The sequence below is a fragment of the Methanocaldococcus vulcanius M7 genome (assembly GCF_000024625.1).
Classification (GTDB): domain Archaea; phylum AGJL01; class Methanococci; order Methanococcales; family Methanocaldococcaceae; genus Methanocaldococcus; species Methanocaldococcus vulcanius.
This window is the reverse complement of the sequence record NC_013407.1, coordinates 1,131,231-1,147,469: the sequence shown is the minus strand read 5'-3', so window position 1 is coordinate 1,147,469 and position 16,239 is coordinate 1,131,231. Positions and strand designations below refer to the sequence as shown.

13 protein-coding genes and 1 CRISPR repeat array are annotated in these 16,239 nt (G+C 31.8%); of the genes, 1 reads left to right on the top strand and 12 read right to left on the bottom strand.

The features are described from left to right. Window positions 1-73: 73 nt before the first annotated feature. The 9 genes from METVU_RS05705 to METVU_RS05660 all read right to left on the bottom strand — a co-directional run bounded on the left by METVU_RS05705 (window position 74) and on the right by METVU_RS05660 (window position 10,717). Window positions 74-2,965, bottom strand: coding sequence for a DEAD/DEAH box helicase (locus tag METVU_RS05705; RefSeq protein ID WP_015733243.1), 2,892 nt, complete (start codon window positions 2,963-2,965; stop codon window positions 74-76). Next, the gene (locus METVU_RS05700; RefSeq protein WP_015733242.1) at window positions 2,958-3,725 is read right to left on the bottom strand and encodes a class I SAM-dependent methyltransferase; all 768 of its coding nucleotides are present in this window, start codon (window positions 3,723-3,725) and stop codon (window positions 2,958-2,960) included. Before METVU_RS05700 ends, METVU_RS05705 begins: the two co-directional genes overlap by 8 nt. Window positions 3,726-3,786: 61 nt before the next feature. Further along, window positions 3,787-5,820, bottom strand: a complete 2,034-nt coding sequence (locus tag METVU_RS05695) for a formate dehydrogenase H subunit alpha, selenocysteine-containing (RefSeq protein WP_015733241.1) — start codon at window positions 5,818-5,820, stop codon at window positions 3,787-3,789. Between the two features lie 376 nt (window positions 5,821-6,196). Further along, window positions 6,197-6,610 carry a 4Fe-4S dicluster domain-containing protein gene (locus tag METVU_RS05685; protein WP_015733240.1) on the bottom strand — a complete coding sequence of 138 codons (414 nt, stop codon included), beginning with the start codon at window positions 6,608-6,610 and terminating at the stop codon, window positions 6,197-6,199. A gap of 134 nt (window positions 6,611-6,744) precedes the next feature. Continuing rightward, window positions 6,745-7,239, bottom strand: coding sequence for a 4Fe-4S dicluster domain-containing protein (locus METVU_RS05680; RefSeq protein WP_015733239.1), 495 nt, complete (start codon window positions 7,237-7,239; stop codon window positions 6,745-6,747). A 267-nt stretch (window positions 7,240-7,506) separates the two neighbouring features. Continuing rightward, a complete protein-coding gene (gene porB / locus METVU_RS05675; RefSeq protein WP_015733238.1) occupies window positions 7,507-8,394 on the bottom strand; it encodes a pyruvate synthase subunit PorB in 888 nt (295 codons plus the stop codon). Window positions 8,395-8,481: 87 nt separating this feature from the next. Beyond that, on the bottom strand, window positions 8,482-9,642 hold the full coding sequence (gene porA, locus METVU_RS05670) for a pyruvate synthase subunit PorA (RefSeq protein ID WP_015733237.1): 1,161 nt from the start codon (window positions 9,640-9,642) through the stop codon (window positions 8,482-8,484). A gap of 251 nt (window positions 9,643-9,893) precedes the next feature. Continuing rightward, window positions 9,894-10,154 carry a pyruvate synthase subunit PorD gene (gene porD, locus METVU_RS05665; protein WP_015733236.1) on the bottom strand — a complete coding sequence of 87 codons (261 nt, stop codon included), beginning with the start codon at window positions 10,152-10,154 and terminating at the stop codon, window positions 9,894-9,896. Window positions 10,155-10,177: 23 nt separating this feature from the next. After that, window positions 10,178-10,717: a pyruvate ferredoxin oxidoreductase subunit gamma gene (locus tag METVU_RS05660; protein WP_015733235.1), complete on the bottom strand. Its 540-nt coding sequence runs from the start codon at window positions 10,715-10,717 to the stop codon at window positions 10,178-10,180. A gap of 229 nt (window positions 10,718-10,946) precedes the next feature. Here METVU_RS05660 and METVU_RS05655 point away from each other — a divergent pair, with 229 nt between their 5' ends. After that, window positions 10,947-11,219 (top strand): ACT domain-containing protein, encoded by a 273-nt coding sequence (locus METVU_RS05655; RefSeq protein WP_015733234.1) that lies wholly within the window; start codon window positions 10,947-10,949, stop codon window positions 11,217-11,219. Window positions 11,220-11,617: 398 nt separating this feature from the next. Then, window positions 11,618-12,794: a CRISPR direct-repeat array (repeat unit 30 nt; unit sequence ATTAAAATCAGCACGGATCGTGATGGAAAC). Window positions 12,795-12,891: 97 nt separating this feature from the next. Here the strand turns inward: METVU_RS05655 and sepS are convergent. The 3 genes from sepS to METVU_RS05640 form a co-directional block, all read right to left on the bottom strand. Next, window positions 12,892-14,511, bottom strand: a complete 1,620-nt coding sequence (gene sepS, locus METVU_RS05650; RefSeq protein WP_015733233.1) for an O-phosphoserine--tRNA ligase — start codon at window positions 14,509-14,511, stop codon at window positions 12,892-12,894. 206 nt (window positions 14,512-14,717) lie between these two features. After that, entirely contained in the window at window positions 14,718-15,083 is a 366-nt protein-coding gene (locus METVU_RS05645) for a DUF5402 family protein (RefSeq protein ID WP_015733232.1), read from the bottom strand. Next, complete coding sequence (locus tag METVU_RS05640; protein ID WP_015733231.1) at window positions 15,080-16,078, bottom strand: peptidase U32 family protein; 999 nt, start codon at window positions 16,076-16,078, stop codon at window positions 15,080-15,082. Before METVU_RS05640 ends, METVU_RS05645 begins: the two co-directional genes overlap by 4 nt. Window positions 16,079-16,239 lie beyond the last annotated feature (161 nt).

Here is a 16,239-nt window from a genome sequence, read left to right as displayed (position 1 = left end):
AAATAAATAAAATAAAAAATATTTAATTTGTGGTTATTTATATCTCTATAATCTTTTAATGTGGAATATAAGTTTAAAGGTTTTCTTTCTCTTTTAATATTTCCTTTAAGATTTTTTCAGCAGTTTTTCGTCCAACAATATGAACAACCTTTTCAGGATTTTTTAATATATCCTCAACACATCTAATCCCTTCATTGTATAGTTTTCTTGCCCTTACTCTTCCAATATATTTTATATTTAGCAATTCGATAATATCCTCCTTAGCCCCATATTCCAATCTTATTTCCAACTTTTCTGGAATTTCTGAATTTAAGTTTAGTAATTTAGCAATTTCTTTTAACGAATGCATCATCCATCGAGCATTTTCAACTTTATACCTTAAAATTCCCGGCTCAATTTTATATTTTTCTAATATTTTATCCTCTGGAACCTCGTTAATCCAATCATAAAGCATTTTTGCTGTTTTAAACGCTTCTAAGTCCTCAATATTAAAGTTTTTTATTTTTAATGATTCCATTTCATCCATTAAACTCATTTCTTCAGATCTATAAACCCTTAAATTTGGCGTCATTTCCAGAGTTCTTGATATTAAATAGAGATAGTAGAGATCATGCTCCACTTCCATTTCATTTAATCCATCTATTATATACTTCGCTGAGAGCGGATCTATATACAATTCAGAAATCCTTTTACCCAGTTCTGTTGCTGTAAAACCAACAATAAACTCGTTTTCTTCTAAAAACTGGATAATCTCCATTATATTTTTAGCAACTTTCTTCAAGTTCCCGTATTGATGAGCATAGAAGGTATTTCTTACAAACCATTCTAAATCATACTCATCTTTTATCTCTCCTGTAGAGATTAACCCCAATAACTGCGTTCTAAGAACAGCATAATTTGATAATTTTGAATAGATCGGCTCAGGTTTCTGAGTTAATGTTTGATAAGCCCTTAAATAGTCCCGATCATTTTTTGCAATAACGATTCCTTCTCCATATGGATCTAAACCTGGTCTTCCTGCCCTACCAATACATTGTTGTATTTCCATTATTGGGATATATCTCATTCCTGTTTTTGTAAATCTCATTAGATCTTTAATTATTGCTCTTCTACAAGGTAAGTTTAAACCAGCGGAGTTATGAACAACAAATCCATTTGCTACGAAGTAGTGATCATTGCTTCCATCATTTGGAAGTTCTATATCATACACATACTCATCTTCTACTTTCACTTTTTTAATTTCTAAAATCTTTTTCCAACAGATTGCTATGTTATTGAAGGAGTTATCAAAATCAATATGCTCTAAGTTATCTTCATATGGCTTATTGTTGATTTTCTTTTTGATAAGGTAGAAAAGCTTCTCTTTTTCTTTTAAGTCAATTGGAAAATTCTTATAAAATAATTTTAAACCTTCAAGATCTGAGATTTTTAATAGGTATGTTTTATCATCTTTTTTATCTGAGTTTTTAATTTCGATCTGTGAATGTATTCCAAATCTCAATAATGCAACTTGTAATCTTTTAATAAATAATTCGGACGTTGAATAAATCTCAATGGAATTGTTAATTACTCCCTTTGAATTGAATGTCTCTGCAATAAACTGAGAAAGACGACGTATCGGAAATTTAACAAAGTTTGATGTGTTAATGTCCTCATCTACTATTATTTTGCCAACGGTTGCAACAAGATCTCCAATTTTTAGATCTTTTGCTTCCTTTTCCTTTATGCTTTTTCCATTTTTAACTAAAAATATGTGATTTGGAGTAGTTGTTATCTCTAATCCATTCTCAGTTTTTATTGTTATGTTATAGTCGTGTTGTGGTGTCTTATGAATTTTCCATCTCCCGATTGGTTTTATTTTTCCTCCACATAGAGCAAATATCTTCTCATTTTTATTTAACTCAGTTATTTTTCTATATCCATTTTCTTGAAGTATTTCTGTCTTTGCATTTAAACATAGTGTTGGAGTGCAACATATAACCTTTATTAATCGTTTTCTAAAAGCATCCTCTACTATCTTTCTATGTTGATAGGTTAAACCAGCATGATGAAAGGCAGATCCCTGTAAAATACACTCTGCAAGTGTTTTACACATCTCAGTAGGGGGTTCTAAAATTGACAGCACTTCTTCTGCAACTTCTTTTAATTTTGATCGCTCTTCTTCACTTAAAAATTTTGTTAAATTAAGGTTTTTTGCCTCGTTTACAGCTCCTCTTTTGGTATTACAAAACACTAAACAACTGCCTCCATCTTTTATACAATCCACTACTAAACTGTAAACATCACTGTTGACTACTTTTATCTCTTTTACAGATCCGTTGATATATTCAATAACACCATTTCTATAAACTCCTTTTTTTAATTCAATTGGTCTCCAATCATCAACTACAAGTTCAGCGTTTAACCACTCAGCCAACTCATCGGGGTTTCCAATTGTTGCAGATAATCCAATAATCTGTATGTTATATTCTTTCAATTTTGTTAGTAAGATCTCTAATGTCCCTCCTCTTGTTTCATCGTTTATTAGATGAATTTCATCAACAATAACAACAGAGACATCATCGATCCAGCTGATTTTATGCCTCCATAGCGAATCGAGTTTCTCTGCCGTTGTTATAATTAAATCGTATTTGCTAAGGTCTTCTTCCTCATCATAATCCCCTATGGAAAGTGCGATTCTCAACCCAAATTTCTCATACTTATTTTTAAATTCTTCATATTTTTCAGATGCGAGTGCTTTCAAAGGCACTATAAATATGCCTTTTCTTCCAGTGGGGGTTAAATTATCATCTAATAGATGGTTTATTAATGCAATCTCTCCAATAAGTGTTTTTCCGGAAGCTGTTGGAATAGATATTATAAAATTTTTATTTTTGTCTAATAATCCCATTTCTAATGCCTTTTTTTGAGGAGGCCTCAATTCTGAGATACCAAAATCATTTAAAACCTTAGTAATTTTATCCATCTTTGCACACCTCAGCAGATATTGCTACAAATCCTCCTTCTCCATAACCCTCTTTAACTTCATAGGGCTCTGCCTTATTGAGATACCCGACGTCCATTAAATTAGGGTTTTCAACCTCAATTAATGTCCCATCTAAGATTTGGTTATAATTACTACTACGGGAAGGGGTTTCTTTCAATAATTTTACGTTTTTATCATCTTTAACTTTATCAGCTTTATCTATTCCTTTAAAAATTGTTTGTGTGGCTTTTATATTTTTAAATCCCAATTCTTTTAGCATTTCTATAACTTCTCTCGCTGATAAAAAATTGGCATCCTTATAAAATTTACTTTTTTGTTTCTTTTTTTCATACATTTTTCCTAAAAAGCTATCTTTATCTATAATGCCTATAATTATTTTTCCACCGTTCTTTAAAACTCTCTTTGCCTCTTTTAGCATCTTTTTTGGATCTTCAGAAAATTCTAAGACAGTATTTATTAATACAAAATCAAACTCATTGTCGTTAAATGGCAAATCTTCTCCTCTTGCTATTATAACATCAATACCCCTTTTTTTAGCTATTTCAGCCATTTTTTTAGATATATCAACACCAATCTTTATATTAAATGGTTTAGCAAATCTACCGGTTCCAACTCCAATTTCTAAACCTTTTCCCTTTGGAATATGTCTTTTTAATGCTTCAATTTCTGATTTATAGATAATTTCATTTTCATCAAACCATCTATCGTATTCCTCTGCATATTCCTCAAATCCGCTCATAGTCCCCCTAAGATATGTCTTTTAAATTTTTATTTTTTATTTCTTTTTTTATCTTTTTTTATTATTTTTTATTTTTAGTTTCGATTTTTAGTATATTAACTGCACAAGCTTTTAATTCTGGTATCTTACATTCCTTATCTAACGCATCATTGGTTATAAGATTTGGATTTGCCTCTGAGAAGTGAAATGGCATAAAAACAACACCTTTTTTAATATCATCAGTTATTCTTGCTCTTGCAATAACCTCTCCTCTCTTAGAAACTATTTTAACAAAGTCCCAATTTTCAATTTTTAATGATTTAGCATCTTCACTATTTATCTCCACAAATGCCTCGTTTATTTCCTCAGTTAAGTTTTTACACCTACGAGTCATCGTTCCAGTGTGGTAGTGAAACACTATCCTTCCAGTTGTTAAGATAAATGGGAATTTATCATTTGGCAATTCTGAAATTTCTCTATACTCAACTGGTAGAATCTTACCCTTTCCATTACTTGTTAAAAACTTGTCTCTATATAGGATCTTAACTCCTTCATCATCCTCATTGAAACAAGGATAGTGAATTCCTCCTTTTTTTAATCGTTCATAACTTATACCCCTATACTGTGGCACAACTTTCCTTATTTCGTTGAAAATGTCTTGTGAAGTGTTGTAGTTGAACTTATCACTAAATCCAAGTTTTTCGGACAACTTTTTTATTATCTCCCAATCACTTGGTAGATCAGTATCAATCGCTTTATTTATGAGTTGAACTCTTCTTTCGGTGTTTGTAAATGTTCCGTCTTTCTCAGCCCAGCATTTTGTTGGAAGAACAACATCTGCCATCTTAGCAGTTTCTGTTAAAAATATATCTTGAACTACTAAAAAGTCCAGATTTTTTAATGCCTTTTCAACATGCTTAATGTTTGGATCTGAAACCATTGGATTTTCTCCTATGATATATAGGCATTTAATTTCTTTTCCGGATTTATCTATCATCTCAGGAATTGTTAACCCAGGATCTGGGTTGAGTTCAGTTTTCCATAGTTCTTCGAATTCTGAATAGTGGAGATCTACTTTTTTATAGCCAGGTAGAAGGTCTGGAAGTGCACCCATATCACAAGCTCCTTGAACGTTATTCTGCCCCCTTAATGGATTAACTCCTGTTCCTTCTTTTCCTATATTTCCAGTGATCATGGCTAAATTACACAATGCTTTAACTGCCTCAACTCCGTGTGTGAATTGTGTTATTCCCATGCAGTATATTATACTCGCTCTTTCAGCACCTCCATAGATCTCGGCAGTTCTAATTATTGCCTCTTCATCAATTCCGCATATCTTTGAAACAATTTTCGGAGGATAGTTTTTAACAACCTCTTTTAACTTTTCAAACCCCTCAGTTCTTTTTTTTATGAATTCTTCGTCAATTAGTCCTTTTTCTATAATAACATGCATTAGTGAGTTTATTAAAGCAACATTAGTTCCTGGAGTTATTTGAAGATGTAAATCAGAGTTTTTTGCTGTTATCGTTTTTCTCGGATCTATGGTAATTATCTTAGCCCCTTTATCTTTGGCTTTCATTATTATTCTTGCAATTAGAGGGTGTTGTTCAAATGTATTAGATCCTATAATTAAGATACAGTTTGCTTGCTTAATATCCTCAATTGTGTTGGTCATAGCACCAGATCCGAAGCACGCACTCATTCCGCTAACGGTTGCTGAGTGTCATAATCGTGCACAGTGATCGATGTTGTTTGTTTTTAAAACCACTCGTGCAAATTTTTGAGTAATATAGTTTTCCTCATTCGTGCATCTTGCAGACGAGAAAAAACCTATCTCATCTTTAAAGTTCTTTAAATTTTCAGCTACGAGTTCTAAGGCCTTTTTATAAGATATTTCTGAAAATCCACTTTCTTTTTTTATTAATGGCTTTTTTAATCGATCTTTATTGTGTATAAATTGATAGCAATAGTTTCCTTTTGCACATAATTTTCCTTCGTTTATAGGATGTCTTTTGTTAGGATAGACCCCAACAACTTTATTATTTTTAACAACAAGACCAACTCCACAACCAACCCCACAATACGGGCAGATTGTATTTACTACTTTGAATTCCATTATTTCTCACCTTTTAAATTGAAAATATTTAGTTTGCGTGCTTCGGATCTTTTTTCGCTACCTGCTCCTTTACAGGTTGGCAGAGTAGCGGGTGCTTGCTGTATTTACTATTATCTTTCTAATTTTTAAAAGTTTCATTGTTATTGTTGTTAATTTTAATTAATGGAGGATTATAAATGATTTTCTTATATATTGTTTGGTTATAAAATAAATTTGTTATCAAAAATTTGCTTCAATCTAATTGTTATAACTTATATCACTATAATGAAATTTATAAATGAAAGATGTAAATGTAGATGATATTGTAAATTTTAAAACAAATAATTTGAATTAAAATACTTCTAATGATAAACAACTGAAAAAATTAAAAAAAGTATTATCTCATCTTCGCATATAACGCATGAAGTTTACTAAATTTGTTAAGAGTATTCTCCAACTTACTGCAAAGTAGATCTTCAAGGTGATCTATTGCTCCTGTTGGGCAAACTTCTTTACATACTTCTACATCTCTCTTATAACATCCATTGCACTTTAAAGCAACTCCATCAATTCTTATAGCTCCGAATGGACATGCCAAAGCACACAAACCACAACCGATACATTTTTCTTCTATAACAACGACTTTATTGTTTATTCTTTCTATGGCATTTTCAGGGCAAGCATAAAGGCAAGGGTTTTTATCACAATGCATACATTTTATTGGAAGATTTTCAAATATAATTCCATTTATTGGGCAACTTCTTTCGCATCTCCTACATCCAACACAAGAACCAACATTTACTACCACCATGTCTTTTCACCAAAGGAATTTATAAAACTTTATAACTTTATTTTTTATGATATTTAAATAATTAATTAAATAAACTTAAAATAATTCAGTCAAAAATAATGAATTATGTATTTTATGGAATTTGTTATAAAGGATTAAGGTTGCACTTTTGAATTTATTGTTATTTTTGAAATTAATGAGTTATCTGAAGTTGTGGATGGAAATGACATCTTGCTAAATAACTCCAATGTTTTATCTCTCTTTATAAATACAAGGTCGTTTACGTTAACTAACTCCAAACATCTCTTTGAACATGCTTTAACACAGGCAGGTTCTTCTCCATTACACAAAATACACTTGTATGCTTTATCTTCCATACTTATAGCTCCGAATGGACATGCCAAAGCACACAAACCACAACCAATACATATATCTTCGTTTAAGTAAACGTATCCATCTTTATGCTCAATTGCTGAGACGGGACAGACCTCTTTACATGGAGCGGATGCACAGTGTTGGCAGATTATTGGGATATATTTATCTTCTTTCTGCATTATTGCAATTCTTCCAACTTTGTTTTTTTCCATGCATGCTTTTACACAGTCCCCACAGTTATCGCAGTTAAAGTTTGTCATGATTATCTTTTTCATTTAATCACCCCTAATCAGGAGATCTTAGTTTTATTTAAGCAGTTTATTTTAGGTTGTTATTAAAATTCAAAACATTTTAAGATGGAAATTTTCAAGGTTCAAATTTTCTTTTTATTTGGTTTGAGGTCGATACTTGGTAGTTTATTCCCATTATGTATAATTAAATTATATATAATTAAATTAAGGTTTAATATTTTTTTACGAATCTTTTAAATAAAAATTTAAAATTTTTGGGGTTTGTCAGAAGATAACATCCTCTTTCTTGACTTAAAGACCTAACAGTTTACACTTTTCATCAATATACTTTTGAATTCTTTCAATATCCTCATCAGTTAAATGTCTATATCTTTTCTGCATTTTTAAATACTCCCTAACTGGCTTTCTCTTAGCAGGTTTGTAGGTTATCTTAAAGTTTCCATGATCTATCTCATATAGAGGAAAAACGCCTGTCTCAACAGCCAATCTGCCTATTTCTATTGTTTTCTCTGGTGGGAATCCCCATCCAGTTGTGCATGGTTGTAAAACCTGTATAAACTTTGGTCCTTCTATTTCCAAAGCTCTTTTTACTTTCCTTATAAAGTCCTCAGGGTATGAAATACATGCTGTGGCGACGTATGGGATTCCATGGGCTGCCATTATCATTGCTACATCTTTTTTAGGCCTATCTTCCCCTCTTATTTTTGATCCTGCAGGGGATGTTGTTGTAGCAGCTAAAAACGGTGTTGAAGAACTTCTCTGTATTCCAGTGTTCATGTATGCTTCATTATCATACATTATATAGAGAAGATCATGTCCTCTCTCCATTGCTCCACTTAATGATTGGAAACCAATATCTGCTGTTCCTCCATCCCCTCCTATCGCAATTACATGTATTTTCTTGTCGGCATACTTTCCTCTTTTCCTCTTTAACACTTTTATAGCCGCCTCTATACCGCTCGCAGTTGCTGCTGCATTCTCAAACGCTGTGTGAATCCATGGCACTCTCCATGATGTTTCTGGATATGGTGTTGTCATAACCTCTAAACAACCAGTTGCATTGGAAATTATTGTATCTTTTCCAGTTGCTTTTAATAACAATCTTGCAACAATTGCAGCTCCGCAACCTGCACATCCTCTATGTCCCGGAGCAAAAAACTCTTCTCTTGGGAATTGCATACAATCACCTTAAAATTATTTTTATATTTTTCACCTATCTAAATCATGTATTTTATGTTCTAACGTTTCTTCCAATTGCCAAATTTTTTATTCCTTTAATCCTATCCACATTGTTTCATCGTCCTCTGCTTTTTCAACATGGCTGATTATTTTCTTTATATCTTCTATTTTTATGTCCCTTCCTCCCAAACCAACAATATAATTACAAACTTTTTTATTCTTTAAAATTGATGACATCTCTATTCCTAACGCTCCTTTATTAAATCCAAATGATACGTTTTTATCTAAAACTGCAATGTTATCTACTTCTTTTAACAGATCCTTTATATCTTCTTTTGGAAATGGTCTGAATGTTCTTATTCTCAATAGTCCAACATTTTTCCCTTCTTTTTTGAGTTGATCAATGACATACTTTATAGTTCCACAGACGGTTCCCATTGCCACCAAAACAGTATCTGCATTATCCAAATTGTATGCTTCAACCAATCCGTTTCCATACTTTCTGTTAAACAATTCTGCGAATTCTGCATTTACATCTTTAATAACTCTTTTAGATCTTTCTATTGCATCCTCTAACTGTTTTCTCGTCTCCATATAACAATCTGGCACTCCTACAGGCCCTTGAGTTATTGGCCGATCTGGATCTAAATATGCATGCTTTGGCTCGTAAACACCTAAGAAATCCCTAACTCTCTCTGCTTTTGGAATTATAACTGGTTCAACTGTGTGGGTTAATATGAAACCATCTAAACAGACCATAACCGGAAGTAAAACATTTTCATTTTCAGCTATTTTGTAGGCCTGAATTATACTATCGAGTGTTTCTTGATTATCCTCTGCATATATTTGGATCCATCCAGTATCTCTCTCAGCTATTGAATCCTGATGATCATTCCATATGTTTATAGGAGCTGATAAAGCCCTGTTAGCAACCATCATAACTATTGGTAGTCGCATTCCTGAAGCTATAAACAGCATTTCATGCATTAAAGCTAAACCTTGTGAAGCAGTTGCTGTAAATGTCCTTGCTCCTGTTGCAGCAGCTCCAATACAGGCAGACATTGCTGAATGTTCACTTTCAACCTTTATGTATTCGGCATCTAACTCGCCATTGGCTACAAACTCAGCCAATTTTTCAACACACGTTGTTTGTGGAGTTATAGGATACGCTGCAATGACATCGACATCTGCCAATTTTGCAGCTTCGGCAGCTGCGGAAGTTCCTGTGATGACCTTAACTTCACACATTTTTTCACCATTCTATATTTCAATTAATCTATATCTCAATTGATAGGTTATATCATTTAAGAGCAGTAGTTTACCTAAATACTGCCCTTTTTGTTTATTTTAATTTCTCCTGATTTTGCTAATTTCATAATTTCTAATTTAAAATTTGATCAATATAAATCCACATATTACCTCAAATAATATACCAACGTTAATATCATTTATAAACGTGTTTCTAAACGGGAATACTCATTAATTTTTCTCTTTTTCTTTTATTTTTCTTCTCTAACTTTGGTTATTGCATTTACAGGACATTCATTCATACATATAAGGCAACCTTTGCAGTAGTCGTAATCTATTTTGAAGTTTCCATTTTCATCTTCTTGAATAGCCCCTTCCGGGCAGAAAATATAGCAATTTTCACATTTTACACATTTTTCAACATCTAATATTGGCTTAAAAGTTCTCCAGGTTCCTGTCTTGTTCCTTATTGAATTTCCCGGCTCGTATATTATCGCAGCAATGGTAACCATAAATTACCCACCTCAATAAAAAATTATTTTCCATATTTTTTGATCATTTCGTTGTATGCCAATTCAGCTGCTTTTGCGTTTTTTTCTCCTAATTTACCTTTAAATGTATCTAAAATTGCTTTTTTTACTGATTCAATGCTAACAAGTTTTGTAACTCCTGCAAAAGCACCAACCATCGCAGTATTAACAATAGGAACTCCTAAAACATCTAACGCTATCCCTGTCGCGTCTATTGTATAGGTTTTGTATCCTAAATCCAGATCTTCTTTAACGGTATTTATAATAACTGCCCCATTCTCCTTTAATCCATCAACAACATTCACACTCTCCAAAAGTGTAGGATCTTGGACAATAACATAGTCCGGCTCATATATTTGACATCTTAGTGTGATCTTTTTATCATCTATTCTTGTAAATGCCATAACTGGAGCTCCTCTTCTCTCAACACCAAAAAACGGAAACGCTTGGCAAAATTTTCCATCGTAAAATGAGGCCTTTGCTAAAATTTGAGCAGCAGTAACTGCCCCTTGCCCTCCTCGCCCATGAAACCTAACTTCTATCATCGTATCCCTCTTTATGTCTAAATTGTCATTATCAATCATTAACAATTGCAAAGGTTGTATATAAAGTTTTGGAGATTAAGACAATTGACGAGTTTAATTTAGACGTGTAAAAGATTTAAACCAGGTAAAGGTTTATAAACAGTTGGGGTATATTTAAGATAATCACATGCAAAATTAAAAATCTGAAAACTTTAAATAATTGTAATAACTTATAATAGAGGGAAGTATTATGGAAAAAATCATAGTTTCAGTCATGGGAATGGATAAAACAGGAATTGTTGCTGGAATCTCGAAAGTTTTAGCTGAGAACAATGCAAATATATTAGATATAAGTCAGACAATAATGGATAATGTTTTTGCAATGATCATGTTAGTGGATATTTCAAACGCCAATGTTGACTTTGCCACATTAAAAAAAGAATTGGAACATGTAGGAGAAAATCTCGGCGTCCAAGTTATTGTTCAGCATGAAGACATCTTTAAATATATGCATAGAATTTAAATATTTATACGACCTTTTAAAATTTAGAGATGTTATCTTGTTGTTTGTTTCTGTTTTTCTGATTTTTGAGTTTTTAGTTTATATTTTGTGTTTTTTATTTGTTTTTTAGTTGGTTTCTGAGGGTTGGTTTGTTTTATTATTTTTTATATTTAGATGTATTTAATTATGGAGATTTTTTAGAGTTTTTAGTTATTTACAGTTGTTTTTAGAAATCCATGGTTGATTATTTGATCTATTTATTTTTATTGATTATTTGCAGTTATTTTTTAAATAAAAGTTTGAATTGTTTTGTTAAAAGGTTTATAAAGAAAAGGGGTTATCTATGGGTAGAAATCTTATAGTGTAGAAAAATATAAATATCAGTAAAAACATTATAATGAAATAAGAAAGATTGCCCTATTAAAATCAGCACGGATCGTGATGGAAACTCTTTCGTTAGCATCATATAGAAAATACTTATTTATATTAAAATCAGCACGGATCGTGATGGAAACTCTCTTCTCTTATATTTTTAGTAAGATCAGTTATATTAAAATCAGCACGGATCGTGATGGAAACGTTATTGAATTAAGTTATGTAGATTACAGAAGTCCTATTAAAATCAGCACGGATCGTGATGGAAACGAAATTAGCTGAGGATATAATAGAAGTAATAAATCAAATTAAAATCAGCACGGATCGTGATGGAAACTCGTCGAAGAGATCTATAAATTCTGAATAGTCGTCTGTCTATTAAAATCAGCACGGATCGTGATGGAAACGATCCTTCACTCCATTTATATATTTTAAACAATGCAATTAAAATCAGCACGGATCGTGATGGAAACACCTATTAAATACTTTATACCTTCATTGTATTTACATTAAAATCAGCACGGATCGTGATGGAAACCATCATGGAGAAGCACTGCTACAAGGGTTACGGGGATTAAAATCAGCACGGATCGTGATGGAAACGAAATTAGCTGAGGATATAATAGAAGTAATAAATCAAATTAAAATCAGCACGGATCGTGATGGAAACTCGTCGAAGAGATCTATAAATTCTGAATAGTCGTCTGTCTATTAAAATCAGCACGGATCGTGATGGAAACGATCCTTCACTCCATTTATATATTTTAAACAATGCAATTAAAATCAGCACGGATCGTGATGGAAACGAAGAGATAGAATTTGATAAGGATGGAAATCCTATCATTAAAATCAGCACGGATCGTGATGGAAACTGCTTTTTTACTACCTCTTTATGTTTTATAACCGCAAATAAATACATTAAAATCAGCACGGATCGTGATGGAAACGCATGAAAGACCTTGATGCGATATATACAGCTCCCTATTAATTAAAATCAGCACGGATCGTGATGGAAACAAATATTACAGTATCAGTATCATTATGACATTTACTAATTAAAGATTAAAATCAGCACGGATCGTGATGGAAACACCTATTAAATACTTTATACCTTCATTGTATTTACATTAAAATCAGCACGGATCGTGATGGAAACCATCATGGAGAAGCACTGCTACAAGGGTTACGGGGATTAAAATCAGCACGGATCGTGATGGAAACAGGAAAAAAGTTATAATTTTCAAATATTGGGCAATATTTATTAAAATAGGTTTTTAGATGTTAAATTAACAATATAAATAAAAAAAGTTAAAAATGTTTATTTTATGTTAATTTTTGCATTTAAAAAGACGGGACCTCTAACATCTATGATCTTATTCTCGCTCATTATTTGTTTTAGGGCTAATTCGTCTATTTTTAAATTTATGTCGCTTAAACTTCTAACTATTGGAACTCTATATTTAAACTCATCTATATTGGAGAGTAATGCTTCCTCAATTTTAGAAACTAACTTATAAATTATTCCATCCAAATAGGTTATATTGGTTGACACTCCTTCTTCTTTTGCTTTTTTTAATATTGGCAAGTAGTCCTCTTTAACTCCTTCATAGTTTTGTGGAATGCCGTATACATTTCCATCATAAACGTAAACCTCGTTTAATATTGAGGGGCCAAGTAGTTTTTTATTTGGTTCTTTTTCAAATATATCAATAGATATTGTCCTTTTCTCTCCATTAAACTCGAAATCCTTTTTTATGTTTACTGAGCAGGGGCTTTCTAAGTCCTTGTTTGCTATGCAATAACTTATAATCTCTCTTGCAAATTCGTATAACTCATCCAATATTGGGAGTTTGTCGATTTTTATCATGCTTGCAATTTCTCTATCAGTTAGTTTGTAATTATAAAATTGAGGATAGACCATTGCTCTGACATCTTCATAGTTGTATGTAATCATTGCCAACCTCTCTACTCCCAGCCCAAGATTCATAACTGGAACATCAATATCATACTTGGAAAGGGCTATTGGAGAGTAAACTCCAAAGGTTGCTACCTCTATCCACTCGTTTAATTTTGGATGAAAAGCATAAACTTCGGTTTGAGTTTCTGGGGTGTAATATTTACTTTTTTTCTCATCTGGTTTGAATTTAAATTTTGTAAATCCAAATTGGGCTAATAATCCTTCAGCAACTACCATTCCATCGTCTACATTAACATCTTCTCCAACAACTACACATGAAGCAGAGTGATAACTTAATAAATGGCTCTTATCTTCTCTCTGTTCTCTCCTGAAACATCTATCAATTGAAAACAGTTTAAGTGGTAGTTCTCTCTTCTTTAATAAACTGCTTAGGGTTATAAACCAGCCAGAGGTCATATGGCTTCTCAGCGTAAGGGATGTTGACTTTGGAGCTAAGTTTTTAAATTCTGGAAATGCAGTTTCTAAGACCTTTAATCCCATTTCGTTGCTTATATTTAATGCCTTGGCAATTTCAAAAACAAGGTCATCTCCATCGATAATTCCTTTTTTATATTGATGAAGAACTTCTCTCAGTGTCTCTTTTTTACTTTCATCTATATGGATTCCCAGTGTTTTTATAATTTCGAGTTTTTCATTACTTAATCCAACGTCTGGCCTTGGTAGTCCTGCTAAGTAAAAGCATCTATCTAAGACAGCCATTGCCTCAGGCCCAAATTGTTTATAGATTTCTATTTCATCAACAATTATAGGGTTTATCATCTCTTCAAATCCCATTCTTAAATATGCTTGCCTCAATTTCTCTATTGTTTCCATTACGGGATGTGGCTTTCCATATATTGGTTTTATTCTTGGATATTTTTTATCTATGTGTTTGTCTTTTATTAGTGTTTTTGTTTCTCTCCATGTTCTTTCAAAATCTTTTTCTGCCATTTTTACGATTTTTTTAGTATCGAATGCCATAATCTTCCCACCGTCTAATTTATAATCAAATAATCTACAATTAATTTTTAATTTTAATTTATAATGCCATTATTGTATTATAATGTTTTTAGTTTTTAATAAAATTATATCTCATTGCCATATTTTTATTGCTTTTTTATTTTTATTTGCTTTATTTTTGCGATTTTTAGTATTTAGTTAATCATTTTAATTTACGTTGGATTTTACTAAAATTTTAAACTAATAAGATCAGGTCTTGGTTTTTTATAAGAATACTCTTCCTTACAGAGATTGCAGAGTTCTCTAACTCCTATGTTTATAACATCATCACTTCCGGGCAGTGTTCTGATAAATATCCAATCTGCATTTATATCAAAGCTTTTAGCAAGATCTTCCAATTTTTTAACAAGTTGTTTTTGAAATATCTCCACATCATCAGTAAAAAGCCCTCGGACGGTGATCATTATTCCAACACATCCACATCTTGAAGAGAATACGTCAAGCTCTGGAACGAATATTTCTCTTCCAATTATTTTTATAAAAAATTTTTCAATATCTTCCCTACCCTCTAAAATTTTTTCTTTTATACTCAATTTTTCACCTTTAATGCTTTCTCTGCCAGATCTTTGCAGAAATTACATCCACTACATCTTTTATTACAAGTTTTCCATTTTTTGATGGCAGAGTTTAATATTTTGTTATCCAAATAAAAGAAGTGTTGTAATTCTCTTGGACAATCGAGGAGTTCCATTAAGTTACCATCCCATTTTCTCTTTAAGTAAGCCAATAAAACTCTTTTTATCCATCCAATTGGATGACTCCTTCCAGAAATTTTAAATATATCAATCATTTTCTCGTAGTGTGCTAAATCCTCTGGTCTTATGAATGGGCTTTTTATTATTAACTCTTTATTTTTAATTCTTAGGTTTATACATTTGTTGTAGTAGTAATCATCTAACGCTGGGATGTTTTGAGCATTTGCGTGGGAGAAAAAGTTAAAGTGCTGAGTCCTCATTGGACATTTATAAAGACAAGCTTCGTTTACCAGTATTTTTAATTTACAGTTGACATTATCTTTTATTTCTTGGATAATATCAAAATGCCTGTTAATTGAACTATCCAATGTTATTGCATAAACTTCTTTCTCATCCCAAAATAATGCTTTATCTAAACAGTCAACCAGTGCAATACACGAAACATTAACATCTAAATCGTTGTTTTTGGCTAAATCTACTAAGTAAGGATCGGAGAGTGCGACACACTCCACGCCTATATTTTTTAGTTGATTAAAGATCCAGTTTATGTATGATATGCCGTTTGCGGTTAGATGTGTTCCGCCAAGGCATGATGCGTTTATAACCACTTCCATTCGAAGGTTATTTTTCTTTGCATATCTTATTTGCTCTTCTAACTCTTCAAAATTTGGTTTATGTAATGTTGCTCTTCCAGTTCCTATAAACTCTGAAAAACCCAAGTATATCTCGAATCTCTCCTTTCTTGCTCTTTTATCGTATTTTTTAATTTTTTTAATCTCATTTACAATAACTTTTAGTGATTCAAAATCTCCAGGATGGGGAATTGAGAACAATTTACATCACCATTAAAAATTTTTAAAATTCAAAATAACTGAAAATTTTATAAAATAAATTATAAAATATAATATTATAAAATAAATGTTGAGTAAGTAGTTTAAAAAAGTTTTTTATACAACAATAAGAAATATATAAAATGTTAAAACAGGTAATTCCA